20 protein-coding genes and 1 tRNA gene are annotated in these 23,702 nt (G+C 71.6%); 9 read left to right on the top strand and 12 right to left on the bottom strand.

What is annotated here, in order from left to right; translation table 11 throughout:
* The first annotated feature begins 23 nt into the window (after positions 1–23).
* Together ACQB60_RS13180 and ACQB60_RS13175 are read left to right on the top strand one after the other, a co-directional pair.
* On the top strand, positions 24–758 hold the full coding sequence (locus ACQB60_RS13180; protein ID WP_496926100.1) for a carbonic anhydrase: 735 nt from the start codon (positions 24–26) through the stop codon (positions 756–758).
* A gap of 97 nt (positions 759–855) precedes the next feature.
* The gene (locus tag ACQB60_RS13175; protein WP_384840201.1) at positions 856–1,290 is read left to right on the top strand and encodes a hypothetical protein; all 435 of its coding nucleotides are present in this window, start codon (positions 856–858) and stop codon (positions 1,288–1,290) included.
* Between the two features lie 294 nt (positions 1,291–1,584).
* On the opposite strand, the gene ACQB60_RS13170 is transcribed toward ACQB60_RS13175, so the two are convergent.
* Positions 1,585–2,991 (bottom strand): cystathionine beta-synthase, encoded by a 1,407-nt coding sequence (locus ACQB60_RS13170; protein ID WP_496926099.1) that lies wholly within the window; start codon positions 2,989–2,991, stop codon positions 1,585–1,587.
* A gap of 157 nt (positions 2,992–3,148) precedes the next feature.
* On the opposite strand from ACQB60_RS13170, the gene ACQB60_RS13165 reads away from it, so the two are divergent.
* The 3 genes from ACQB60_RS13165 (at position 3,149) to ACQB60_RS13155 (ending at position 6,708) form a co-directional block, all read left to right on the top strand.
* Complete coding sequence (locus ACQB60_RS13165; RefSeq protein WP_496926098.1) at positions 3,149–4,186, top strand: SGNH/GDSL hydrolase family protein; 1,038 nt, start codon at positions 3,149–3,151, stop codon at positions 4,184–4,186.
* Positions 4,187–4,371: 185 nt separating this feature from the next.
* Positions 4,372–5,592 carry an acetyl-CoA C-acetyltransferase gene (locus ACQB60_RS13160; protein WP_496926097.1) on the top strand — a complete coding sequence of 407 codons (1,221 nt, stop codon included), beginning with the start codon at positions 4,372–4,374 and terminating at the stop codon, positions 5,590–5,592.
* Positions 5,593–5,871: 279 nt separating this feature from the next.
* Positions 5,872–6,708 carry a hypothetical protein gene (locus tag ACQB60_RS13155; RefSeq protein ID WP_496926179.1) on the top strand — a complete coding sequence of 279 codons (837 nt, stop codon included), beginning with the start codon at positions 5,872–5,874 and terminating at the stop codon, positions 6,706–6,708.
* Between the two features lie 44 nt (positions 6,709–6,752).
* Here the strand turns inward: ACQB60_RS13155 and ACQB60_RS13150 are convergent, their stop codons facing one another.
* On the bottom strand, positions 6,753–7,064 hold the full coding sequence (locus tag ACQB60_RS13150) for a hypothetical protein (RefSeq protein ID WP_496926096.1): 312 nt from the start codon (positions 7,062–7,064) through the stop codon (positions 6,753–6,755).
* A 102-nt stretch (positions 7,065–7,166) separates the two neighbouring features.
* Between ACQB60_RS13150 and ACQB60_RS13145 the strand changes: the two genes are divergently transcribed.
* Positions 7,167–7,397, top strand: a complete 231-nt coding sequence (locus ACQB60_RS13145) for a DUF4287 domain-containing protein (protein ID WP_384840187.1) — start codon at positions 7,167–7,169, stop codon at positions 7,395–7,397.
* A 111-nt stretch (positions 7,398–7,508) separates the two neighbouring features.
* On the opposite strand, the gene ACQB60_RS13140 is transcribed toward ACQB60_RS13145, so the two are convergent.
* From ACQB60_RS13140 to ACQB60_RS13130, 3 genes are all read right to left on the bottom strand, one after another.
* Complete coding sequence (locus ACQB60_RS13140) at positions 7,509–8,423, bottom strand: Bax inhibitor-1/YccA family protein (protein WP_496926095.1); 915 nt, start codon at positions 8,421–8,423, stop codon at positions 7,509–7,511.
* A 68-nt stretch (positions 8,424–8,491) separates the two neighbouring features.
* Positions 8,492–9,871 (bottom strand): MFS transporter, encoded by a 1,380-nt coding sequence (locus ACQB60_RS13135; protein WP_496926094.1) that lies wholly within the window; start codon positions 9,869–9,871, stop codon positions 8,492–8,494.
* Between the two features lie 9 nt (positions 9,872–9,880).
* On the bottom strand, positions 9,881–11,065 hold the full coding sequence (locus ACQB60_RS13130) for a 4-hydroxybenzoate 3-monooxygenase (RefSeq protein WP_496926093.1): 1,185 nt from the start codon (positions 11,063–11,065) through the stop codon (positions 9,881–9,883).
* A gap of 163 nt (positions 11,066–11,228) precedes the next feature.
* Here ACQB60_RS13130 and ACQB60_RS13125 point away from each other — a divergent pair, with 163 nt between their 5' ends.
* Positions 11,229–12,869 (top strand): IclR family transcriptional regulator domain-containing protein, encoded by a 1,641-nt coding sequence (locus ACQB60_RS13125; RefSeq protein WP_496926092.1) that lies wholly within the window; start codon positions 11,229–11,231, stop codon positions 12,867–12,869.
* A gap of 55 nt (positions 12,870–12,924) precedes the next feature.
* On the opposite strand, the gene ACQB60_RS13120 is transcribed toward ACQB60_RS13125, so the two are convergent.
* Positions 12,925–13,007, bottom strand: a tRNA-Leu gene (locus ACQB60_RS13120).
* A 404-nt stretch (positions 13,008–13,411) separates the two neighbouring features.
* Between ACQB60_RS13120 and ACQB60_RS13115 the strand changes: the two genes are divergently transcribed.
* Together ACQB60_RS13115 and ACQB60_RS13110 are read left to right on the top strand one after the other, a co-directional pair.
* The gene (locus ACQB60_RS13115) at positions 13,412–14,182 is read left to right on the top strand and encodes an ABC transporter ATP-binding protein (RefSeq protein ID WP_496926091.1); all 771 of its coding nucleotides are present in this window, start codon (positions 13,412–13,414) and stop codon (positions 14,180–14,182) included.
* A gap of 53 nt (positions 14,183–14,235) precedes the next feature.
* Entirely contained in the window at positions 14,236–16,758 is a 2,523-nt protein-coding gene (locus ACQB60_RS13110; protein WP_496926090.1) for an ABC transporter permease, read from the top strand.
* Between the two features lie 69 nt (positions 16,759–16,827).
* On the opposite strand, the gene ACQB60_RS13105 is transcribed toward ACQB60_RS13110, so the two are convergent.
* The 6 genes from ACQB60_RS13105 to eno form a co-directional block, all read right to left on the bottom strand.
* Positions 16,828–18,123, bottom strand: coding sequence for a class I SAM-dependent methyltransferase (locus ACQB60_RS13105; RefSeq protein ID WP_496926089.1), 1,296 nt, complete (start codon positions 18,121–18,123; stop codon positions 16,828–16,830).
* Positions 18,124–18,330: 207 nt separating this feature from the next.
* A complete protein-coding gene (locus ACQB60_RS13100; protein WP_496926088.1) occupies positions 18,331–19,731 on the bottom strand; it encodes an NAD(P)/FAD-dependent oxidoreductase in 1,401 nt (466 codons plus the stop codon).
* Positions 19,732–20,140: 409 nt separating this feature from the next.
* Positions 20,141–21,082, bottom strand: coding sequence for a Ppx/GppA phosphatase family protein (locus ACQB60_RS13095; RefSeq protein ID WP_496926087.1), 942 nt, complete (start codon positions 21,080–21,082; stop codon positions 20,141–20,143).
* Positions 21,079–21,618: a DUF501 domain-containing protein gene (locus tag ACQB60_RS13090; RefSeq protein WP_496926086.1), complete on the bottom strand. Its 540-nt coding sequence runs from the start codon at positions 21,616–21,618 to the stop codon at positions 21,079–21,081. Before ACQB60_RS13090 ends, ACQB60_RS13095 begins: the two co-directional genes overlap by 4 nt.
* A 75-nt stretch (positions 21,619–21,693) precedes the next feature.
* Positions 21,694–22,173 (bottom strand): FtsB family cell division protein, encoded by a 480-nt coding sequence (locus ACQB60_RS13085; protein ID WP_496926085.1) that lies wholly within the window; start codon positions 22,171–22,173, stop codon positions 21,694–21,696.
* A 98-nt stretch (positions 22,174–22,271) separates the two neighbouring features.
* A complete protein-coding gene (gene eno / locus ACQB60_RS13080) occupies positions 22,272–23,552 on the bottom strand; it encodes a phosphopyruvate hydratase (protein ID WP_496926084.1) in 1,281 nt (426 codons plus the stop codon).
* Between the last annotated feature and the right edge of the window lie 150 nt (positions 23,553–23,702).

The raw sequence follows: 23,702 nt of genomic DNA, 5'->3' as shown, positions 1-23,702 counted from the left end.
GGCCTCGTCCGTACGGTGAGTGCGTGCCGAACCGCAGGGCCTTTCTGACCGCGGCCACCGCCGCACTCGCCATCCGGCCGACCACGACCTCTGCCGCCGCCCCGCACACGACTCCCGCCATCGTCCCCCGTACGACTCCCGCCGCCACCCCCCGTACGGCCTCCGCCGCCGTCCCCCGTACGGCTTCCGCCTCCGCGGCCTCCGCCACCCTCGACGTCCTGCTCGCGGGCAACCGCCGCTACGCGACCGGGCGTTCACGCCATCCGCACGAGGGCCGCGCCGTGCGCCACGCGCTCGCCGACGGCCAGCACCCCCTCGCCGTCGTCGTCGGCTGCATCGACTCGCGCGCGGCGCCGGAGCTGGTCTTCGACCAGGGGCCCGGCGATCTGCTCTGCGTCCGGACGGCGGGGGCGTGCCTGGACGAGGCGGTGCTCGGCTCCATCCAGTACGGGACCGCCGAGCTGGACATCCCGCTGGTGCTCGTCCTCGGCCACGAGCGCTGCGGCGCCGTCGCCGCGACCCTCGCATGGCTGCGCACGGGCGCCGCGGTGCCGGGCCATCTGCGCCACCTCGTCGACGCGATCGCCCCGGCGGCCCGCTCCTGCCGCGGGCTGCCCGGCGACTGGGCCGAGCACACCCTCACGGCCCACACCACCCGGGTGCGGGACACCCTGCGCCGCGACCCCGCGCTACGCCCCGCCACGGTGGCCGCCGCCCGCTGCGACCTCGACTCCGGGCGGGTCCGGCTGCTGCCGTGAGAGCCCGCTTCCCGGGTGGCCCCGGGGGGTGGGCCCCGCCACGAAAGGGGGGTTAGCCCCACTGCCGACGGCGCCCCGGCTCCGTACCGTGGGAACCATGGAAGCTGCCCATGACTCCGCTGACTCCGCCGAGCTCAAGAAGGAACTCGACGCCGCTCTGCACGCCCGCAGAGAGCTCGGCGACGAGTACGAGTCGGCGCTCGTCGACTCGTTCCTGGAAAAGGTCGAGCAGCGCATCGACACCACCGTCGACCGGCGGGTGCGGCGCCAGCTCGCCGAGCAGCAGATGGTCGTCGCGCGCGGCGCCCGCTCACCGCAGCCGACCGACGGCTGGGGCGAGCGCTTCGGCTTCGGCCTGGTCTCCCTGATCCTCGCCATCCCGCTCTCCGCGATCGCCGCGGTCAACGCCCACCTGCCGGGCCTCCTGGTGACCTGGGTCGGCATCGTGGGGGTGAACGCGGTGCACGCCTCGGGCGCGCTGCCGCTGTTCGGCGGCCGCCGGCGGGAGAAGAAGTCGGAGTGGGACGACTGACCCACCCGGGCCGAAGGCCGGGCGCCACAAGCTGAGCGCGGGGACCGCCGCACCCCCGGGGTTTCCAGGGGGCGGGACGACGGCGGTCCCCGCGAGGGACGCGGGCCGGGTCAGGGCCGGGCCTCGCGTCCGGCGTCCGTGGAGGTCCGGGAGCCGCTCCGGAGGTCCTTGACGCCGACACCGAGAACTCTGCCGGTGCCGTGTTAAGCGGGTGCTGCGCGGACGTGACACGTGCGTACCACTTCCGCGAAGTTCCCTGCCGGCACCGGTGTTTGACCGGTGGCCCCGCTGGTTCTACTGGCCCTTCTGGCCCTGCTGCGCCGCGAGGAACGTCAGCAGGTCCTGGCGGCTGACGACCCCCGTCGGCTTGCCCTCCACCAGCACGATGGCCGCGTCCGCCGCGCCGAGCACCGACATCAGGTCCGCCACCGGCTCGCCCGAGCCGACCTGCGGCAGCGGCGCCGACATGTGCTTCTCCAGCGGGTCGGAGAGCGAGGCGCGCTGGGCGAACAGCGCGTCGAGCAGCTCCCGTTCCACGACCGAGCCGATGACCTCGGCCGCCATCACGTCCGGGTGCCCGGCGCCCGGCTTCACGATCGGCATCTGCGAGACGCCGTACTCGCGGAGCACGTCGATGGCCTCGCCGACGGTCTCCTCCGGGTGCATGTGGACCAGCGAGGGCAGCGCGCCGCCCTCCTTGCGGCCCATCACATCGCCGACGCGCGGCTGGTCGCCGGGCTCCTCCAGGAAGCCGTAGTCGTTCATCCACTCGTCGCTGAAGATCTTGCTCATGTAGCCGCGCCCGCTGTCCGGGAGCAGCACGACCACGACGTCGTCGGGCCCGAGCCGCTCCGCGACCCGCAGCGCCGCGACGACGGCCATGCCGCAGGAGCCGCCGACGAGCAGCCCCTCCTCCTTGGCGAGGCGCCGCGTCATCTGGAAGGAGTCCTTGTCGGAGACGGCGACGATCTCGTCGGTCACGCCCCGGTCGTACGCGGTCGGCCAGAAGTCCTCACCGACGCCCTCGACGAGGTACGGCCGCCCGGAGCCGCCGCTGTAGACGGACCCTTCGGGGTCGGCGCCGACGATCGTCACCTCTCCGCCGGAGACCTCCTTCAGGTAGCGCCCGGTCCCGGAGATGGTGCCGCCCGTCCCGATGCCCGCCACGAAGTGGGTGATCTTCCCCTCCGTCTGCTCCCACAGCTCGGGGCCGGTGGAGTGGTAGTGGGAGAGGGGGTTGTTGGGGTTGGAGTACTGGTCCGGCTTCCAGGCGTCCGGCGTCTCGCGGACGAGGCGGTCGGAGACGTTGTAGTACGAGTCCGGGTGGTCGGGGTCGACGGCGGTCGGGCAGACGACGACCTCGGCGCCGTATGCGCGCAGGACGTTGATCTTGTCGGTGCTCACCTTGTCGGGGCAGACGAAGATGCACTTGTAGCCCTTCTGCTGGGCCACGATGGCGAGTCCGACACCGGTGTTGCCGGAGGTCGGCTCGACGATGGTGCCGCCCGGCTTGAGGTCACCGCTCTGCTCGGCCGCCTCGATCATGCGCAGCGCGATGCGGTCCTTCACGGAGCCGCCGGGGTTGAAGTACTCGACCTTGGCGAGGACGGTCGCCTGGATGCCCGCTGTCGCGGTCACGTTGTTGAGCTTCACCAGCGGGGTGTTGCCGACGAGGCTGATCATCGAGTCGTGGAATTGCACCGTTGTCTCCGGGCTGCGATGTAGTGCGACGGATTGGTGCGGTCAGCCTAAAGGGACCGCTTTCAGTTCACCTTCGATTGCGATTGGCCGACCGCCTCGACTGGGCAATGGTTGGGTGAACGGCTGCGCACGATTTTCGCGGAGGTGGCTGCGGGGCATGTCGAGGGCGAGGGTGGCACGGCGGATCGCCGCGGGTGCGGCGTATGGCGGTGGCGGCATCGGGCTGGTCGGGGCGGCGGCGGTCGGCGTGGTGCTCGCCGAGGTGCAGCTGGCGAAGCGCAGCGTGGGCAACGGAGAGCGGACCGATCCGCCCCGCGCCGACGGCCGCTACGGCGGCGCGTTCGCGCGCACGGACCACTACGGCCCGGTCCTGGAGCCCATCGAGCCCGTACGGTTCGCCATGCTCGGCGACTCGACGGCCGCGGGCCAGGGCGTGCACCGGGCCCGGCAGACCCCGGCGGCGCTGCTCGCCTCGGGGCTCGCGGCGGTGGCCGAGCGGCCCGTGGAGCTGCGCAACGTGGCGCTGCCGGGGGCCCAGTCGGACGACCTGGACCGGCAGGTGACGCTGATCCTCGCGGACGGGGGGTGGGTGCCGGACGTCTGCGTCGTGATGATCGGCGCGAACGACGTGACGCACCGGATGCCGCCGACGCGGTCGGTGCGTCATCTGTCGGCGGCGGTACGGAGGCTGCGCACCGCAGGCGCCGAGGTGGTCGTCGGCACCTGCCCCGACCTCGGCACGGTGGAGAACGTCTACCAGCCCCTGCGCTGGCTGGCCCGCCGCGTCTCCCGGCAGCTCGCGGCCGCGCAGACGATCGGCGTGGTGGAGCAGGGCGGCCGCACGGTCTCGCTCGGCGACCTGCTGGGCCCCGAATTCGCCGCGAACCCACGGGAGTTGTTCGGACCGGACAACTACCACCCCTCCGCGGAGGGCTATGCGACGGCGGCGATGGCGGTCCTGCCCACCCTCTGCGCGGCCCTCGGCCTCTGGCCCGAGGAGGAGCGCCCCGACGCCTCCCGCCACGAGGGCTTCCTGCCGGTGGCACGGGCCGCGGCCCAGGCGGCGGCGGAGGGCGGCACGGAGGTCGCGGCCGCGATGCCGACGGGACCGCGCGGCCCGTGGGCCCTCTTGAAGCGCCGCCGCCGCCGTCGCATCACGGCACCGGAAGCAGCGGTCCCCCTCGCAGCGGAGTGACCCCCTTCGGGGGCACCCTCTCGAAGGGGCCCCCACGGTCCCACCGGGGCCAAGCGGCCTGAGCGCCCGCTTAGAAATGCGTCCGGGGTCACACGTCCACGACCGTGACCTTTGCGGTACGTACGGGTAACTTCCCTCACGGTCCTGCCTGCTGCAAGCAACATGCAACCCCTCCTGGAGCCGTGATGCCCGAAGCCGTGATCGTTTCTGCCGCCCGCTCCCCGATCGGCCGCGCCGGGAAGGGGTCCCTCAAGGAGCTGCGCCCCGACGACCTGACCGCCACGATCATCCAGGCCGCGCTCGCCAAGGTGCCCGAGCTGGACCCGCGCGACATCGACGACCTGATGCTCGGCTGCGGTCTGCCCGGCGGCGAGCAGGGGCACAACCTCGGCCGCATCGTCGCCGTACAGATGGGCATGGACCACCTGCCGGGCTGCACCGTCACCCGCTACTGCTCCAGCTCCCTGCAGACCTCCCGCATGGCCCTGCACGCCATCAAGGCGGGCGAGGGCGACGTCTTCATCTCCGCGGGCGTGGAGACGGTGTCCCGGTTCGCGAAGGGGTCGAGCGACGGCCTCCCGGACACCCACAACCCGCTCTTCGCCGACGCCGAGGCCCGCACCAAGGCCGTCGCCGAGTCCACGGGCTCCGGCTGGCACGACCCCCGCGAGGACGGCCTGATCCCCGACGCGTACATCGCGATGGGCCAGACCGCCGAGAACCTGGCCCGCGTCAAGGGCGTCACCCGCCAGGACATGGACGAGTTCGGCGTCCGCTCGCAGAACCTCGCCGAGGAAGCCATCAAGAACGGCTTCTGGGAGCGCGAGATCACCCCGGTCACCACCCCCGACGGCACGGTCGTCAGCAAGGACGACGGGCCGCGCGCGGGCGTGACCCTGGAGGGCGTGCAGGGCCTCAAGCCCGTCTTCCGCCCCGACGGCCTGGTCACCGCCGGCAACTGCTGCCCGCTGAACGACGGCGCCGCCGCCCTCGTGATCATGAGCGACACCAAGGCCCGCGAGCTCGGCCTCACCCCGCTCGCCCGCATCGTCTCCACCGGCGTCACCGGCCTCTCCCCCGAGATCATGGGCCTCGGCCCGGTCGAGGCCAGCAAGCAGGCCCTCAAGCGCGCCGGCCTCACCATCGACGACATCGACCTGGTCGAGATCAACGAGGCGTTCGCCGCCCAGGTCATCCCCTCCTACCGGGACCTGGGCGTCGACATCGACAAGCTCAACGTCAACGGCGGAGCCATCGCCGTCGGCCACCCCTTCGGCATGACGGGCGCCCGCATCACCGGCACGCTCATCAACTCCCTCCAGTTCCACGACAAGCAGTTCGGCCTGGAGACCATGTGCGTCGGCGGCGGCCAGGGCATGGCCATGGTCATCGAGCGCCTCAGCTGACGACGCCGACGCCGCTGACGACCGCGCCGGCAACAGGGAGCAGGCGGCCGTGAGCGGACCGTTGCCCTCCACCTGTTCGTGATCCAATCTCCCCCAGGATGTGACCAATCTCCTGGGGGAGACATATATGTGCAGGTCAGAGCGTTCTGCACCTAAACCCCGGGCCGAAAGACCTGTCCAATTCGTGACGTTATGCACTGACAGGTGGATCGTGCAGGCTTCAAGCTGATGTAGGAAGTCGGGGGTCGACTTGAAACCGGGAGTACGTCAGTGAGCGCCATGCCTCTTGCCCTGCTGCTCTCCACGGCCGCTGCCACGGCCGTGGGCGCTGCCGCCCTGCTCACCGTGCGCGGCCTGCGGAAGCAGCTCGCTGAGATCACAGTTCTCCGTGCCGAGCTGGCCGAGTACCGCTCGGCCGTCGGCACCGGGCAGCAGCACCCCTCGGTGCCCGCCGCCCGCTCCACTCCGGACACCGACGAGATACGCGCGGCCGTCGCCGAGGCCCTCGCCGAGGAGCGGGAGCGCGAGCTGGCCGAGGCGCGGGCGTTCTGGGCCGCCCAGGAGGCGCGTGACGTCTCGGACGCCCCCTCTCTGCTGAGCGGCCTGCCCGGCATCACCGACGAGCTGTTCCTGCCCCGCCAGTCGGACCTCGCGGGCCTGGAGTCGGACAGCCTGGAGCCGGTCGTCGAGCCCTTCCCCGAGCAGTCGACGACCGACGAATTCGCCGGGGAGTCCCCGGAGTTGGCCGCGGCCCGCCGCCGCCACCCCTCGCACCCGGACTTCGTCCCGGTCCAGTCGCCCGTCTCGGACGGCCCCGGCGACCACGAGCGCACCGTGGCCTGCCTGGAGGAGCTCGCCGACGCCCGCACCGCGCTGGCCGACGTCCGCCCGGGCCCGCTCGGCACCCTCGACGTGTACGTCTTCGCCGACGGCACGACGCTCTGCATGACCCCGGGCCACCGCGAGACGGCGGAGCTGCTCGCGGCCGCCCTGCGCGACGGCCGCACCCCGTTCCTGCTCGGCGGCTCCGGCGTCTCCGGCGCCTACGCCCTCACCTTCGAGTGCGGCTCCGAGAACGTCTACATCCTGGCGGACCGCGTCATCGCCTCTGTGTGAGGCCGGGCGGCGCGTACGACTGCCTACGCCGGAGCGGGGCTCCCTCAGACCCCCGCTCTGCGCACCGCCTCCTCGACCAGCGTGACCGCGTCCGCGAGATCGGCCGGATCGTCCAGTACGACGGCCAAATCCCGCCCCGCGACGACGATTTGGTCGGCGGCGGCGAACATCCCGGCGTCCGGCATCTCGCGCGGCTCCGCGTCCGGCGACTCGATGCGCTGCGCCCGCACCGCCAACTCCCTGGCCAGAGCCAGCGCCTCGGCCGCGGCCCCGCGCTGCAGGCGGCTCTGCGGCGCCGCCCTGAGCCGGTCGGCGAAATGGTCCACGGCAGTCGTCAAAGGCGTCGTATCAAGCACTCCGCGACCCTATGCGCCAAGCCGGGACTGTTGCCAACACCCCAACGCTCAGGCACGGTGGCGTGAAGGACGGAACACATCGCGACGCGTCCGGAGGCGCCGATGTCCCAAGTCTTCTCTGAGGAGACCCACCGCAACCTGCTCGCCCGCATCCCCCACTGCACCGGCCGTGAAGTCTCCGACTGGCTGCGCGCAGTTGACGAAGGCCCCGCTCTCTTCCGGTTCGAGGAGAAGGTCAGCTGGCTCCGCGCCGAGCACAACCTCGCGTACGGCCACGCGAAAGCGATCATCCACGAGTACGACCTGCGGCGAGCATCGCGGCGACTGCTCTGACTCCCCCATGAAGTCCCCTCACTGATACGCACCTACGACGAAGGGCCCGCGGACCGGGTGGTCCGCGGGCCCTTCGGGCGTCTCACGCCCCGAACGGGGCCGTCAGAGCCGTCAGTCGTTGCCCTGCAGGATCGCGATGAGCCGCAGGAACTCCATGTAGATCCAGACCAGCGTCATCGTCAGGCCGAAGGCCGCCAGCCAGGCTTCCTCCTTCGGGGCGCCGTACGCGATGCCGTCCTCGACCTGCTTGAAGTCGAGCGCCAGGAAGCAGGCGCCGAGCAGCACGCCGACGATGCCGAAGACGATGCCGAGGCCACCGCTGCGGAAGCCGAGGCCGTCACCGCCGCCGAAGGCCATGAACAGCAGGTTCACCGCCGTGAGCAGCAGGAAGCCGAGCGCGGCCGCCATCACGAAGCCGTAGAAACGGCGGTTGACGCGGATCCAGCCCGCCTTGTACGCCACCAGGACGGCGATGAAGACCGCCATCGTGCCGAGCACGGCCTGCATGGCCGCGCCGCTCGCGATGCGGTTGTCGACGACGCTGGAGACGACGCCGAGGAAGACGCCCTCGAGCGCCGCGTACGAAACGATCAGCGCGGGGGACGCCTTGCGCTTGAACGCCTGGACCAGGCCGAGCACCATCGCGACGAGGCCGGCGCCGATCGCGATGCCGTACGACTTGCTGATGTTGGCGTCGTCGACCGGCAGGAGCGCCCAGGCGAGCGCCGCCGTCACGACGAGGATGCCGAGTGTGGTGGCCGTGCGCATGACGACGTCGTCCATCGTCATGCGGCCCGCGGTGGTGACGGGCGCCTGCGGCGCGCCGTGCTGGAGGTCCTGCTGGGCGTACGGGTTGTTCGCGTACGGGTTGCCCTGGGTGCCCTGGGCATACGGGTTGCCCTGGGCGTACGGGTTGCCCTGCGTCCCTACGGCGGGTCCCCCGGCCTGCGGCTGCGCGCCGAAGCCGGCGTAGCCGTTGTCGCGGCTGAACCCCCGTCGCGAGAAGACCGGGTTACTGCTCCTCATTTCACTCCTCCATGGCCAACGGTGTGTGGGCCTTGGCTCAAGGGTAATGGGCTGGCAAAGATCTGGCCCTACTGCTCAGGGAGGATCTTTCCCCATCTGCTACGGGCAACGCTCACCGAGCCCCCGGTGTTCCGGCCGCCCGTACGGTCCGTACGGCTCCTCCGCCGCACCAGCGGCACCAACGAGATCGCCACGGCCCCGAGTATCGCGGCCACCGCGAACGTGGTGAAGCCCAGGGAGGCGTTTCCGTCCTCGATCACGGCGCCGCCGAGCCAGGGCCCCACGACCGCCCCGGTCCGCCCCACCCCGGTCACCCAGCCGAGGCCGGTGGCGCGCTGTGCGGGTGTGTAGACGGAGGGGGCCGTCGCGTACACCATGACCTGCGCCGAGAAGAGCCAGACGCCCGTCACGAAGACGACCGCGTAGGCGACGCCCAGCGGCAGCTCCGCCTTGAGCAGGAAGGCCCCGCAGGCGGTGAGCAGGAACCAGAGCGCCGAGACCTTCACGGCCCCGAAGCGGTCGGCCGCGCGCCCGGCGAGCAGCATGCCGACGATGCCGCCCGCGTTGATCACCATCAGGAAGGTGACCGAGGAGGAGAGCGAGTACCCGGAGGCGCGCATCAGCTCGGGCAGCCAGGTGGAGACCCCGTACACGAGGAGGAGCCCGGCGAAGGAGGCGATCCACAGGAGCGGGGTGGCCAGGCGCGAGCCCGGCGCGAAGAGGGAGAGGACGGCGGCGAACCGGCCCCGCGCACCCGCCTCGGGGGCCTCGGCGGGCGTCGGCGCGGGCAGCCCGTAGCGGGCGGCGACGGCCCCGGCCCGGTCCGCGTGCCCCTTGGCGAGCAGCACGCCCGGCGACTCGGGCAGCCACTTCAGGACGAGCGGCACGGCGACGACGGCGGGGACGACGCCCGCCCAGAACACCCACCGCCAGCCGTGGTCGGGCGCGACGGCGAGGCCGATGCCCGTGGCCGCCATGCCGCCCGCGTGGTACGAGGTCATCATCAGGCCGGTGGCGAGGGCGGCCCGCCCCGGCGGCGCGAACTCGGCGACGATCGCAAGCCCGATCGGCATGAGCCCGCCGAGCCCGAGCCCGGCCAGGAACCGCCCGCCCCCGAACACCTCGGCACTCGGCGCCAGCGCGCACAGCGCGGAGCCCGCCGAGAACAGCACCACGCTCCCGGTGACCATCGGCTTGCGCCCGGCCCAGTCGGTGAGCGTCCCGGCGGCGAGCGCGCCGAGCAGCATCCCGAAGGTGGTCCAGCTGCCGATGGTGCCCGCGGTGCCGGGGCTGAAGCCGAGGTCCGGGTCGTCGATGAGGTGGGGCAGGACGGCCCCGTAGATGTTGACGTCCATCCCGTCGAAGAAGACGACGAGCCAGCACAGGGCGATGACGGGGGCGACGGATCTGAAGGTGTGCTGCGAGGTGTGCTGCGGGGTCTGCTGCATGGCCGTCTCTCAGTCGAGGGGGAAACCGGTGTAGGCGGAGGCGAGGTCCGTCTCTGCCGCGCGGGACGTGGTGATGCGGTCGAGGCGGGCCAGCTGGATGCGGTCGTCGAAGGGGGTGGCGTCGGGGCCGCGGTGCAGGAGGGTCGTCATGGCGTACGAGAAGCGCTCGGCCTGCCAGACGCGGCGCAGACAGGTCGCGGAGTACGCGTCCAGGCGCGCCGGATCGCCGCTGCCGCGCTGGTGGATCAGCGCGCGGGCGAACGTGACGACGTCCCCGACCGCGAGGTTGAGGCCCTTGGCCCCGGTCGGCGGCACGATGTGCGCGGCGTCCCCGGCGAGGAAGAGCCGCCCGTGCCGCATCGGCTCGTGCACGTAACTGCGCATCGGCGTCACGGACTTGGCGGTGACGGGCCCGCGCTCCAGCTTCCAGGCGTCGTCGGTCTCCAGGCGCCGGTCCAGCTCGTCCCAGACCTCGGCGTCGCTCCAGTCGTGCGCGTCGGTGCCCTCGGGGACCTGGAGGTAGGCGCGGGTCACGGTGGGCGACCTCATGGAGAGGAGGGCGAAGCCGCGGTCGTGGCGGGCGTAGACCAACTCGTCGTGGGAGGGCGGCACATCGGCGAGGATGCCGAGCCAGCCGAAGGGGTACGTGCGCTCGTACGTGCGCGAGACGCCCTGCGGTACGGCCTTCCTGGACACCCCCCAGAAGCCGTCGCAGCCGACTATGTAGTCGCAGTCGAGGACCTCCTCGCGGCCCTCGTGCCGGTAGCGGATCCGCGGCCGCTCGCTCCCTGCGCCCTCCAGCCCTTCCACCGCGAGCGCCTCCGCCTCGAACAACAGCGGCCCGCCGTCGGCGAGTTGGAGCGCGATGAGGTCCTTGCACACCTCGGTCTGCGCGTACACCATCACCGACCTGCCGCCGGTCAGGGCCGGGAAGTCGACGCGGTGCCTGCGCCGGTCGAAGCGGAGCTCGATCCCGTCGTGCGGCAGCCCCTCGCGGTCCATGCGCGCCCCGGCCCCCGCCGCGCGCAGCACGTCGACGGTGCCCTGCTCCAGGATCCCGGCCCGCTGCCGCTGCTCCACGTACGCGCGGTCGCGGCTCTCCAGGACGACCGCGTCGATGCCCGCGTTGTGCAGGAGGCGGGCGAGGAGGAGCCCGGCGGGCCCGGCTCCGATGATCCCGACGGTGGTGCGCATGTGCCGTTCCCCTCCCGCGTGGCCACCCGGCCTGTTCGCCTGGTGAACTTTCGTTCATACTGTGCGCACGGGAGTCTCGGACCGTGGCGGGGCGCTGTCAACGGTCGTGCACCAAGGAACACCGAGGAACTTCCGCACCTCCCGTTCGGCACAAAGGAGCCCCATGCCCGCCAAGCCCGAAGAGTCCGTGCGCCCCCTGGAGCGCGGCCTCGCCGTCCTGCGCGCCCTCACGGACGCCGGGCAGGCGCGGGCGAGCGACCTGGTCCGGGCGACGCGCCTGGCCCGCTCCACGGTCGACCGCGTCGTGGCGACCCTGGTCCACCTCGGCTACGTCCGCGAGCACCGCCAGGACCTGCACCCCACGCCCCGCCTCATGGAGCTCGGCAACGCCTACCTGGCGGCGGGCGACCCGCAGGGCGCGATCGCCGCCCGTACCGCCGCGCTCGCCGACGAGCTGGACGAGTCGGTGTCCCTGGCCGTCCCGGACGGCGACGGCGTCCGCTTCACCGCCCAGGCCGCCCGCCGCCGCGCCCTCTCCGTCGCCTTCCGCATCGGCGACCTGCTGCCCCCCGAACGGTGCGCGCCCGGCGCCCTGTTCGCCGCCGACTGGGACGAGGACCGCTGGGCCGCCTGGCGCGAGCGCCGCGCCGCCGACCCCGGCGGCCGCGCCTTCCCCGCGCTCCCGCCGCACCCCACCGCCGACCCCCCGGACCTCGCCGCCCGCGTCGCCGCCGCGGGCGCCGCGGGCCACGCCCTCGACGACCAGCTGATCGAGCCGGGCCTGATCGCCGTGGCCGTCCCGGTCCAGGACCGGGCGGGACGCACCCGCTGCGCCCTGTCCGCGGTGAGCCACACGAGCAGGCACACCGCGGCGGGCCTCGCGGCGGCGGTCCTGCCCCGCCTGCGCGCGGAGGCCGAGGCCCTCACCCCGCTGCTCCCCACTCAACCCCCGCCGCCCGCACCGCTGCTGACGGACCATCACCCGAGCGCGGCGGACCCCAGGAGCGAACTGGGCGCGGCCTACCTCCAGTCCCTGGCCCGCGGCCTCACCGTCCTGCGCGCCCTCGGCCGGGCCGGCGGCGACGGACTGCCCCTGACGGCGCTCGCCGACGCCGCCGGCCTGCCCCGCGCCACCGCCCGCCGCCTGCTCCACACCCTCCGGGCCGAGGGCTACGCGGCCCACGACGGCCGCCACTACCGCCCCCTCCCCCGCGTCCTCGAACTCGGCTATGCCCGCCTCTCCCGCCTGGGCCTCGCCGAGCTCGCCGAGCCGCATCTGCGCCGGCTCACGGACCGGGTGCACGAGTCGGCGTCGGTGACCGTCCTCGACGGCGCCGACATCCTGTACGTGGCGCGGGCGGCGACGGTGCGCATCATGAGCGTCCACATCACGCTCGGCACCCGCTTCCCGGCGTACGCCACCGCCATGGGCCGCGTCCTGCTGTCCGGGCTCCCCCGCCCCGACCGCGAGCGCGCCCTCGCCGCCGCCGCGCCCCGGCCCCTCACCCGGCGCACGGTCACGGACGGCGCCGCCCTGCTCGCCCTGCTGGACCGCGCGGCCGAGGACGGGTACGCGACGGCGGACGAGGAGCTGGAGGAGGGGCTGCGCTCGGTCGCGGTGCCGCTGCGGGACGCGGACGGCCGGGTGATCGCGGCCCTGAACGTCGCCCAGCACCCCGGGGTCACACCCCTGGACGCCGCCCGCGACGCCCTGCTGCCCGCCCTGCGCGAGACGGCGGCGGCGATCGAGGCGGATCTGCACACGGCGGCCCGATTCAACTCCCTTGCCCCACGCGTGAACTGATGCTCCCTCAGGCATATCCGCCACATACAGGGGGAGACGGCCAGTGTCACGGAGGTGCCCGGAGCCGGACTCGAACCGGCACGCCCCCGAGGGGCAGCGAGGTTTAAGCTCGCCGTGTCTGCATTCCACCATCCGGGCAGGCCGTGGGGCTCCGCATCAGGGCTTTGACCCTATCGGGACCTATCCCCCAAACAGCGGAACGACAGCGCAACGTTGTCTTATTTTATTGACGTCTGAGGGTGCATCAGCCGAGGTGATGAGCCATCGGTACTTGCCGGAGGCGCTTCCCCGGCCGCGGGCCCTGACAGCGGCTCCAGTCGGGAATGACGGAATTTAGCCGCCGTGAGCGACTCCGGGAGCGGTTCCTCTTCTCAGGGGAGGCCGTCATCCCCAGGTATGACACGGGCGCCCCGGGTCCGACCGCAGAGGGCCCCGGGAACGGGAACAGCGGCTGACTACTCCGGGGAAATCGGCGCCGAGGATGGGAACACGTCCCCAGCCGGGGCGCGTCCCCAGCAGTCGCACGACAGGAGCACCCGCCCGTGACCACCACACCCCTCGCCCACCGCGCCACCGCCGTGGCCGCGCGCGCCACGGATCTGTCCAAGGTCTACGGACAGGGCGAGACCCAGGTGGTCGCCCTGGACCGGGTCTCCGTCGACTTCGGCAAGGGCGAGTTCACCGCGATCATGGGCCCCTCGGGGTCCGGCAAGTCGACGCTGATGCACTGCGTGGCCGGGCTCGACAGCTTCAGCAGCGGCTCGGTGCGCATCGGCGAGACCGAGCTCGGGTCCCTGAAGGACAAGCAGCTCACCAAGCTCCGCCGGGACAAGATCGGCTTCATCTTCCAGGCGTTCAACCTGCTGCCGACCCTGACCGCCCTGGAGAACATCACGCTCCCCATGGACATCGCGGGCCGCAGGCCCGACAAGCAGTGGCTGGAGCAGGTGATCTCCATGGTCGGCCTCTCCGGGCGGCTCAGCCACCGGCCGACCGAGCTCTCCGGCGGCCAGCAGCAGCGCGTCGCCGTGGCCCGCGCGCTCGCCTCGCAGCCCGAGATCATCTTCGGTGACGAGCCGACCGGAAACCTGGACTCGCGCTCGGGCGCCGAGGTCCTCGGCTTCCTGCGCAACTCCGTGCGGGAGCTGGGCCAGACCGTCGTCATGGTCACCCACGACCCGGTGGCCGCCGCGTACGCGGACCGCGTGATCTTCCTCGCGGACGGCCGCGTCGTCGACGAGATGCATGGTCCTACGGCGGACGGCGTGCTCGACCGCATGAAGCACTTCGACGCCAAGGGCCGCACCAGCTAAGCCCGTTCAGCGCCCTCCCCCTCCGGCTCGCCCCTCACCAGGACTTCACACCCATGTTCCGTACCGCCCTGCGCAATGTGCTCGCGCACAAGGCCAGGCTGTTGATGACCGTGCTCGCCGTCATGCTCGGCGTCGCCTTCGTCTCCGGCACCCTGGTCTTCACCGACACCTTCGGCAACGCCTACAAGAACAAGTCGGCGAAGAGCTTCGACCACGTCTCCGTCGCCATCCAGCCGGACGGCGGCGCCTCCCCGGACAACGACGGCCAGGACGCCAAGACGACGCCCCGGCTCACCGACGGCCTCCTGAAGAAGGCCGCCTCCCTGCCCGGCGCGGACTCCGCGATCGGCGGCGTCTCCGGCTTCACCGCGCTCGCCGACAAGGACGGCAAGCTGGTCGGCGGCGAGTGGGGCACCACCGGCGCCAACTACTACCCGGGCAAGGACGGCAAGGACCCCCGGTACACCTTCACCGAGGGCGCCGCCCCGACGTCCGCGGCGGGCATCGCCCTGGACTCCCGTACCGCCGAGCGCACCGGCTACAAGGTGGGCGACACCGTCCGCTTCTCCACCGACGGGCCCGTGAAGACCGCCAAGGTCAGCGGCATCTTCGACACCGACGACGGCAGCGTCCTCGCGGGCGGCTCCCTCGTCGTCTTCGACAACGACACCGCCCGCAAGGTCCTCGGCAAGAACGAGTACGACGAGATCGACGTCAAGGCAGCCGCCGGGACGGGCGAGAGCGCGCTCAAGGGCTCCGTCGAGAAGATCCTGCCGAAGGACACCGAGGCCAAGACCGGCGCGCAGCTCTCCGCCGACCAGGACTCCATGATCGAGCAGCAGACCAGCTCGATGAGCCAGGTCCTGCTGATCTTCGCCGGGATCGCGCTCTTCGTCGGCATCTTCATCATCGCCAACACCTTCACCATGCTGGTCGCCCAGCGCACCAAGGAGCTCGCCCTGATGCGCGCCGTCGGTGCCTCGCGCCGCCAGGTGACGCGCTCCGTGCTCATCGAGGCGGGCATCGTCGGCCTGGTCGCCGCCGTCACCGGCTTCGCGCTCGGCATCGGCGTGGCCGTGGGCCTGGAGTCCCTGATGAACTCCGCGGGCGCCTCGCTGCCCGACGGGCCGCTCGTCATCGCTCCGACGACGATCCTCGTCGCGCTGCTCATCGGCGTGGTCGTGACCATGCTGGCCGCCTGGCTGCCGGGCCGCCGCGCCGCGAAGATCCCGCCGGTCGCCGCGATGAACAGCGTGCACGCGACGCCGACCGTCCGCGGCCTGGTGGTCCGCAACACCATCGGCTCGCTGATCGTCGCCCTCGGCGTGCTCATGCTCTTCATGGACGACAACTACGTGAAGTCCGGCGGCGCCGCCGTCGCCCTCGTCGGCGTCATCGTCCTGACCCCGCTGCTGTCCCGGCCCTTCATCGCCGCGTCGGCCCCGCTCCTGAAGCCCTTCGGCGTCACCGGCAAGCTGTCCCGGCTCAACTCGGTGCGCAACCCGCGCCGTACCGCCTCCACGGCCTCGGCCCTGATGATCGGCCTGACCCTCATCACCGCGATGACGGTCGTCGCGACCTCCATGAGCAGCGCCATCAACAAGATGGCCGCCGGCTCCCTGAAGGCCGACTACACCGTCTCCATGGCCAACTACCAGCCGCTGGCCCCCGAGGTCCACAAGAAGCTGGCCGCGCTGCCCGGCGTCGAGGCGAGCTCCCCGCTGCGCACCGCCTACGGCGAGGCCGACGGCAGCTACAGCAAGATCTCCGGCGTCGACGCCAAGGACTTCGGCAAGCTGGTCAGCCTCGACTTCACCAGCGGCTCCCTCGCCGGCCTCAAGGGCAACGCGGCGCTCGTCGACAAGGAGACCGCCGACGAGAAGGGCCTCAAGGCGGGCGACACCGTCCCCGTGAAGTTCGACGACAAGAAGACCGTGAACCTGAAGGTCGCGGGCGTCTACGAGCAGAACGAGATGATCGGCGGCCTGTTCACGCCGACCTCCGTCGTCGACCCGCACCTCGACAAGATCGCCGACCAGCAGGTCCTGCTGAAGATGAAGGACGGCGCCTCCGACACGGCCGAGAACGCCGTCGTCAAGGCCCTCGGCGACAACCCCGCCATCAAGATCCAGGACAAGCAGGCGATCAGCAACGAGATCGGCGGCGCCATCAACATGCTCCTGAACATGCTGTACGGGCTGCTCGCCATGGCGATCCTGATCGCGGTGCTCGGCGTCATCAACACCCTGGCGATGTCGGTCTTCGAGCGGAAGCACGAGATCGGCATGCTGCGGGCCATCGGCCTCGACCGCGCGAAGGTCAAGCAGATGGTGCGCCTGGAGTCGGTCGTCATCTCCCTGTTCGGCGCGGTGCTCGGCATCGGCCTCGGCCTCTTCCTCGGCTGGGTCGCGGGCGGCACGATCGGCAACACCGTGAAGACGTACGCGATGGAGGTCCCCGTCGGCCGCATCGCGATCTTCCTGGGGATCGCGGCGCTCGTGGGCGTCCTGGCGGCCGTCTGGCCCGCCCGGTCCGCCGCGCGGCTGAACCCGCTGCAGGCGATCAAGTCCGAGTAGCGCTGCGCGAGTCGGGCCCCGTGCGATCCCGCACGGGGCCCTTCTTCGTCCGTACGGAAGGCGGCGCGGCTATCGCCAGTCGCGCGCCCGCAGCGGCATGCGGGCCGCCCCGCTCTCCTCCGTCTTCACCGCCAGGACCTGGTTGACCCCGATCCGGTTGCGCTCGAAGGCGAGGGCCGAAGCCGCCATGTAGAGGCGCCAGACGCGCGCCCGGCCCGGCGAGGTGAGGCGCTGGCCCTCCTTCCAGCGGGCCTCCAGGTTCGCGACCCAGCGGCGCAGCGTGAGGGCGTAGTGCTCGCGGATGGCCTCCACGTCGCGCACCTCGAACCCGGCGCGTTCGAGCAGGGACACGGTGCTGCCGACCGGGGCGAGCTCACCGTCCGGGAACACGTACGCGTCGATGAACTCGTCCACCGAGTACGCCGATTCGTCGGCCTGCGGGCGCCGCGCGATCTGGTGGTTCAGGAGCCGCCCGCCGGGCTTCAGGAGGGCGTACAGGTCCTCCGCGTACTCCAAGTACCGCTCGGCGCCGACGTGTTCGGCCATGCCGATGGAGGAGATCGCGTCGTACGGGCCGTCCCGCACGTCGCGGTAGTCCTGGACGCGGATCTCCACCCGGTCGGTGAGCCCCTCGTCGGCGACCCGCTTGCGGGCGTAGGCGGCCTGCTCCTGGGAGAGGGTCACGCCGACGACGCTCACGCCGTGCTCGCGGGCCGCGTGGATGGCCATGGAGCCCCAGCCGCAGCCGACGTCCAGGAGCCGCATGCCGGGCTTCAAGTCGAGCTTGCGCGCGATGAGTTCGAGCTTGTCGCGCTGCGCCTCCTCAAGCGTGGCGTCCGGCGACTCCCAGTAGGCGCACGAGTAGACCATCGACGGGCCGAGCACGAGCTCGTAGAAGTCGTTGCCGACGTCGTAGTGGTGGCTGATGGCCTGCCGGTCGCTGCCCTTGGTGTGCAGGTGGAGGCGGCCGCGCCGGCGCATCTCCTCGCGGGGCGGGGCGGGCGGCAGGAACGGCGCGGAGAGGGCGAGCAGCGAGCGGGCCGCGGCCCGGACCTCCGGGTCGCGCAGCGACTGCGCGAGGCTCTTCGCCTCCTCGCCCCGCTCCCAGATGAACCCGGCCATCGCGTCGAGCGCCCGGTACAGATCCCCGTCGACATCGATGTCCCCGGCCACCCAGGCCCGGGCGAGCCCCAGTTCGCCCGGCTTCCACAGCAGGCGGCGCAGGGCGCGACGGTGACGTACCACCAGTACGGGGGCTCCGGGCGGGCCCTCCTCGGAGCCGTCCCAGGCGCGGATGCGCAGGGGAAGCGGTCCTCCCAACAGCTGCTCGGCGAGGTTCTTCAGCCGCAGTGCGGCGTCCTGCATGGCGCACACCTCCGTGGTGAACGGATCCCGGAACGGAACGGTCCAACACCACGTAAACACCAACAGGGCGCCACCGCAGTCCCGTTGCCGCGTTACGGATGAGCAAAATACATGTAGGCGCCATGAGTCTCTGCCGGCTCCGGGAACGCCGAAGGGCCCCCTGCACCACGGATGGCAGGGGGCCCTTCGGTTCGCTTCAGCCGTCCGCTAGGACGCCTTGGCCTTCTCCTCGACGGGAGCCACGGCCGGCTCGGCCTTCGCCACCGGCTTCGGCGCGGGCTTGGCCGCCTCGTAGAACTCCTCGCGCGGCGTCTCCATCGCACCGAGGGAGACGACCTCGCGCTTGAGGAACATGCCGAGGGTCCAGTCCGCGAAGACGCGGATCTTGCGGTTGAACGTCGGCATCGCCATGCCGTGGTACGCGCGGTGCATGTACCAGGCGAGACGGCCCTTGAGCTTGATCTTCATCTTGCCCATGACGATCATCGCGACGCCCTTGTGCAGGCCGAGACCGGCGACCGCACCCTTGTTGGCGTGGCTGTACTCCTTCTGCGGGAAGCCCCGCATGCCGGAGATCACGTTGTCGCCGAGGACCTTGGCCTGGCGCAGCGCGTGCTGGGCGTTCGGCGGGCACCAGGCGTTCTCGTTGCCCGCCTTGCGGCCGACCATGTCCGGCACCTGGGCGTTGTCGCCCGCGGCCCAGATGTAGTCGGTGCCCTGGACCTGGAGGGTCGTCTGGGTGTCGACGTGGCCGCGCGGGCCGAGCGGCAGACCGAAGCGCTGCAGCGCCGGGTTGGGCTTGACGCCCGCGGTCCACACGATGGTGTTGGAGTCGACCTCGAGGCCGTTCTTCAGGACCACGTGGCCGTCGACGCAGGAGTCCATCGACGTCGAGAGGTAGACCTCGACCCCGCGGCTCTCCAGGTGCTCCTTGCCGTACTGGCCGAGCTTGGGGCCGACCTCGGGGAGGATCTTGTCCGCGGCGTCGACGAGCACGAAGCGCATGTCCTCGCGCTTCACGCTGGTGTAGTACTTCGCCGCGTCGCGGGCCATGTCCTCGACCTCGCCGATGGTCTCCGCACCCGCGAAGCCACCGCCGACGAAGACGAAGGTCAGCGCCTTGCGGCGGACCTCCTCGTCGGTCGTGGAGTCGGCCTTGTCGAGCTGCTCGAGGACGTGGTTGCGCAGGCCGATGGCCTCCTCGATGCCCTTCATGCCGATGCCCTGCTCGGCGAGACCGGGGATCGGGAAGGTGCGGGAGACCGCGCCCATCGCGATGACGAGGTAGTCGAAAGGCAGCTCGTACGCCTCGCCGACGAGCGGCGCGATCGTGGCGACCTTTCGGTCCTGGTCGATGGTGGTGACCCGGCCGGTGAGGACTTCCGCCTTGGGCAGCACGCGTCGCAGCGGGACGACGACGTGCCGAGGCGAGATGCTGCCGGCCGCAGCTTCGGGGAGGAAGGGCTGGTACGTCATGTACGAGCGCGGGTCGACGACCGTGACGGTCGCCTCTCCGTAGCGCATCTTCTTCAGAATGCGTCGAGCTGCGTACAGGCCTACGTACCCACCGCCTACTACGAGGATCCTGGGACGCTCCGTGGTGCTCATGCCATCGAGTATCCACCCCCTTCGAGGGGGTCGCTCGTGCGCCCCTTCACAAGCATGGGTGGGGGCTCTGCTACACTTCGCCGCCCACGTGACGGAGGTCATGGCGGCGCGAGGGAACCACGATGTAACGCGAGTCGTTGTTCACCCCTTGTGAGCTGCCCCTCTTGGCTCTCCCACGGAGTGGACCACCGCCCGGTCCACACTCCGGCAACACCCCCGTAACGGGGCGCGGATACGGACTCCGGGGGCCGTGCGGCCACATTCGGGGGTCCGAAGGGCCTGAACTTCGTCCAACGGGGCCGAATTCCTTGTGAAGAACTTCACGAAGGTTTCGGGCAGACCGTCGTCGGACCCCCTCCGGAGGGCCTTTCGACCCCCCGTGGAGGCGCTCAGACGCCGCCTGACCTGCTCAGGCGATCGACCAGCCGATGCCGTCGAGGATGTCGTGCTCCGACACCACGACCTCGCGCGCACCGGTCCGCTCCATGATCGCGAGCAGCACCAGGGCGCCCGCCGCGATGACGTCCACGCGGCCCGGATGCATCACCGGGATCGCGGACCGCTCGGCGTGCGTGGAGCGGGCCAGCCGGTCCGCGATCTCGCGCACCGTCTCGTACGGGATCCGGGAGTGGTGGATCACCGACCAGTCGTACTCCTGGAGCCCGAGCGCGATCCCCGCGACCGTCGTGACCGAGCCCGCGAGGCCGACCAGGGTGCGGGCCTCGCGCAGGGGCACGGACTGCTCGGCGAGGTCGAGGGCCGCCTCGATGTCGGCGCGGACCGCGTCCAGCTGCGCGGCGGTCGGCGGGTCCGTGACGGCGCCGTCGACCACGAGGTGGCGCTCGGTCATGCGGACACAGCCGACGTCCACGGAACGGGCCGCCCGGACGGTGTCCTCGCCCACCACGAACTCGGTCGAGCCGCCGCCGATGTCCACGACCAGGTAAGGCTTGGCCAGGTCCGCCCGCCCCGTCAGCTCCTTCGTCGCGCCCGTGAAGGAGAACTCCGCCTCCTGGTCGCCGCTGATCACCTCCGGCTCCACGCCGAGGATGTCCAGGACCCCGCGGACGAAGTCGTCGCGGTTCTCGGCGTCGCGGGAGGCCGAGGTCGCCACGAAGCGGACCTTCTCCGCGCCGTGCTCCTTGATGACCGCGGCGTACTCGCGGCAGGCCGCGAAGGTGCGCTCCAGCGCCTCCGGGGCGAGACGCCCGGTCTTGTCGACGCCCTGGCCGAGGCGGACGATCGTCATCCGCCGGTCCAGGTCGACCAGTTCACCGGTCGCGGGGTCCGCGTCCGCCACGAGGAGGCGGATCGAGTTCGTACCGCAGTCGATGGCGGCGACCCGGGTCACTCGGACTCCCCCTCGGCCGCCTCGGGCAGCGTCACGCAGGCGCCCTTGCGCCACCACTCCGGGAGCATCGCGATGGCCTCGTCGCCCAGCGGGTTCACGCCCGGACCCGCGGCCAGCGAGTGGCCCACCAGGACGTGCAGGCACTTCACCCGGTCCGGCATGCCGCCCGCGCTGGGGAAGCCCTCGAGGACCTCGATGGCGTCGCGGCGCGCGATGTAGTCCTCGTGCGCCTTGCGGTAGGCGGCGGCCAGCTCGGGGTCCGTCTTGAGCCGCTCCGACATCTCCTTCATGACGCCGTTGGCCTCGAGCGTGCCGATCGCGGAGGCCGCGCGCGGGCACGTCAGGTAGTACGTCGTCGGGAACGGCGTGCCGTCCGGGAGGCGCGGCGCCGTCTCCACGACGTCCGGCTGACCGCAGGGGCAGCGGTGCGCGATGGCCCGCAGACCGCGCGGCGGACGGCCGAGCTGCTGCTTGAATGCCTCGACGTCGGCGTCGGTGGGCTCGGTGCGCGGGGTGCTGGGCGGCGGGGTGTCCATGCCTGTCTTTCGCCTGTCTGCTGTTCTTGGGTGAGCGGAGGGAGCGGGATGAGCGGGAGTGAGTGACGGGAGCGGTCACTCGTCGTCGGTGCGGTCGGCCTTGTCCACGCCGTCCCACACGTTCGAGTACCAGGGGCGGTCCGACGAGCCCTGCTCGACGCGCGACGGCTTCGCCGCGTCGGGGTCGATCACGATGAAGCCGGTCTCCCCCGGACGCACGTAGTGCAGCCGCTCCCGGATGCGCTGCTCCGCGTACGCGTCGTCCTGCCAGCGGGCCTTCTCGTCGCGGAGCCGCTCCACGGCCGCGCGGTGCTCGGCCTGCTCGCGGCGCTGCTCCGCGATGTCGGCGCGCTGCGAGACGTACTGCCTTATCGGGTAGGCGAGGGCGACGACCAGGGAGCAGACCACCAGCACCAGGAGCGCGGCGCGGCCGGTGAGCCGCGAGCGGCGGGCCTGGCGCTTGGTCTGGGAGCGGTAGACGCGGGCCGCGGTCTGCTCGCCGAGCACCCGCAGCCGCGCCGCGGTGGAGAACCGGTCCCGGTCCTTCACGGCCATGTCTTCCGCCTCCCCTGTACGTGCGGACGTCCCCGCACACGGTACGGGACCGAGTACGGGGACGTACGTACGACGGGCTAGCGCGTAGCCCCGGGGGATCAGCCCTTGAAGCGCGGGAAGGCCGAGCGACCCGCGTACACCGCGGCGTCGTCGAGGATCTCCTCGATGCGCAGGAGCTGGTTGTACTTGGCGACGCGCTCGGAGCGGGCCGGGGCGCCGGTCTTGATCTGGCCGCAGTTGGTGGCGACGGCCAGGTCGGCGATGGTGACGTCCTCGGTCTCGCCGGAGCGGTGGGACATCATGCACTTGAAGCCGTTGCGCTGGGCCATCTCGACGGCGTCCAGCGTCTCGGTCAGCGAGCCGATCTGGTTGACCTTGACCAGCAGGGCGTTGGCCGAGTTCTCCTCGATGCCGCGGGCCAGGCGCTCCGGGTTGGTGACGAACAGGTCGTCGCCGACCAGCTGGACCTTCTCGCCCAGCTTCTCGGTGATGACGTTCCAGCCGGCCCAGTCGTCCTCGAACAGCGGGTCCTCGATGGAGACGAGCGGGTACGCGGAGACGAGCTCCTCGTAGTACTCGGTCATCTCGGCGGCCGAGCGGGACTTGCCCTCGAACTCGTACTTGCCGTCCTTGTAGAACTCGGACGCAGCGACGTCGAGCGCGAGCGCGATCTGCTCGCCGGGGACGTAGCCGGCCTGCTTGATGGCCTCGAGGATGAGGTCGAGCGCGGCGCGGTTCGACTCCAGGTTCGGGGCGAAGCCGCCCTCGTCGCCCAGGCCGGTCGACAGACCCTTGTCCTTCAGGACCTTCTTGAGGGTGTGGTAGACCTCGGCGCCCCAGCGCAGGGCCTCGGAGAAGGACTCCGCGCCGATCGGGGCGATCATGAACTCCTGGATGTCGACGTTCGAGTCGGCGTGCGACCCGCCGTTCAGGATGTTCATCATCGGGACGGGCAGCAGGTGCGCGTTCGGGCCACCGAGGTAGCGGAACAGCGGCAGGTCGGACGCCTCGGAGGCGGCGTGCGCGACGGCGAGCGAGACGCCGAGGATGGCGTTGGCGCCGAGCGAGCCCTTGTTGTCGGTGGCGTCCAGGTCGAACATGGCCTGGTCGATCAGGCGCTGCTCGGTGGCGTCGTAGCCGACGAGCTCCGGGCCGATCTGCTCGATGACGGCGAGGACGGCCTTCTCGACACCCTTGCCCTGGTAGCGGTTGGGGTCACCGTCACGGAGCTCGATGGCCTCGAAGGCACCGGTGGAGGCGCCGGACGGGACAGCAGCACGACCCGTGCTGCCGTCGTCGAGGCCGACCTCGACCTCGACCGTGGGGTTGCCTCGGGAGTCCAGGATTTCCCGGGCTACGACGACGTCGATGGACGGCACGAGCATCTCCTTCTGGGATGTGACGCGAGTACGCGCGGTACGCGGGGTCGCTTTGGCCCTGCGCCTCCTGAGCCTAACGGGCTCCGGAGCTTCGGCCAGCCGACCGCCCGCCTCCTGGGACGAACAGGGGCCCAAATACCTTGGAATCAG

This window comes from Streptomyces odontotermitis, assembly GCF_050510915.1.
In the GTDB taxonomy this organism is placed as follows: Bacteria; Actinomycetota; Actinomycetes; order Streptomycetales; family Streptomycetaceae; genus Streptomyces.
Note: the sequence above shows the minus strand (reverse complement) of the source record. Positions and strands in the feature narration are given on the sequence as shown.

Coding starts and splice junctions, on each gene's coding strand:
- ACQB60_RS13085 (WP_496926085.1), bottom strand. CDS start 22,173: ATGGCCGTGAAGGACCGGGACCGGTTCTCCACCGCGGCGCGGCTGCGG.
- ACQB60_RS13100 (WP_496926088.1), bottom strand. CDS start 19,731: ATGAGCACCACGGAGCGTCCCAGGATCCTCGTAGTAGGCGGTGGGTAC.
- ACQB60_RS13105 (WP_496926089.1), bottom strand. CDS start 18,123: ATGCAGGACGCCGCACTGCGGCTGAAGAACCTCGCCGAGCAGCTGTTG.
- ACQB60_RS13145 (WP_384840187.1), top strand. CDS start 7,167: ATGTCCCAAGTCTTCTCTGAGGAGACCCACCGCAACCTGCTCGCCCGC.
- ACQB60_RS13110 (WP_496926090.1), top strand. CDS start 14,236: ATGTTCCGTACCGCCCTGCGCAATGTGCTCGCGCACAAGGCCAGGCTG.
- ACQB60_RS13160 (WP_496926097.1), top strand. CDS start 4,372: ATGCCCGAAGCCGTGATCGTTTCTGCCGCCCGCTCCCCGATCGGCCGC.
- ACQB60_RS13140 (WP_496926095.1), bottom strand. CDS start 8,423: ATGAGGAGCAGTAACCCGGTCTTCTCGCGACGGGGGTTCAGCCGCGAC.
- ACQB60_RS13175 (WP_384840201.1), top strand. CDS start 856: ATGGAAGCTGCCCATGACTCCGCTGACTCCGCCGAGCTCAAGAAGGAA.
- ACQB60_RS13135 (WP_496926094.1), bottom strand. CDS start 9,871: ATGCAGCAGACCCCGCAGCACACCTCGCAGCACACCTTCAGATCCGTC.
- ACQB60_RS13130 (WP_496926093.1), bottom strand. CDS start 11,065: ATGCGCACCACCGTCGGGATCATCGGAGCCGGGCCCGCCGGGCTCCTC.
- ACQB60_RS13090 (WP_496926086.1), bottom strand. CDS start 21,618: ATGGACACCCCGCCGCCCAGCACCCCGCGCACCGAGCCCACCGACGCC.
- ACQB60_RS13125 (WP_496926092.1), top strand. CDS start 11,229: ATGCCCGCCAAGCCCGAAGAGTCCGTGCGCCCCCTGGAGCGCGGCCTC.
- ACQB60_RS13165 (WP_496926098.1), top strand. CDS start 3,149: ATGTCGAGGGCGAGGGTGGCACGGCGGATCGCCGCGGGTGCGGCGTAT.
- ACQB60_RS13155 (WP_496926179.1), top strand. CDS start 5,872: ATGCCTCTTGCCCTGCTGCTCTCCACGGCCGCTGCCACGGCCGTGGGC.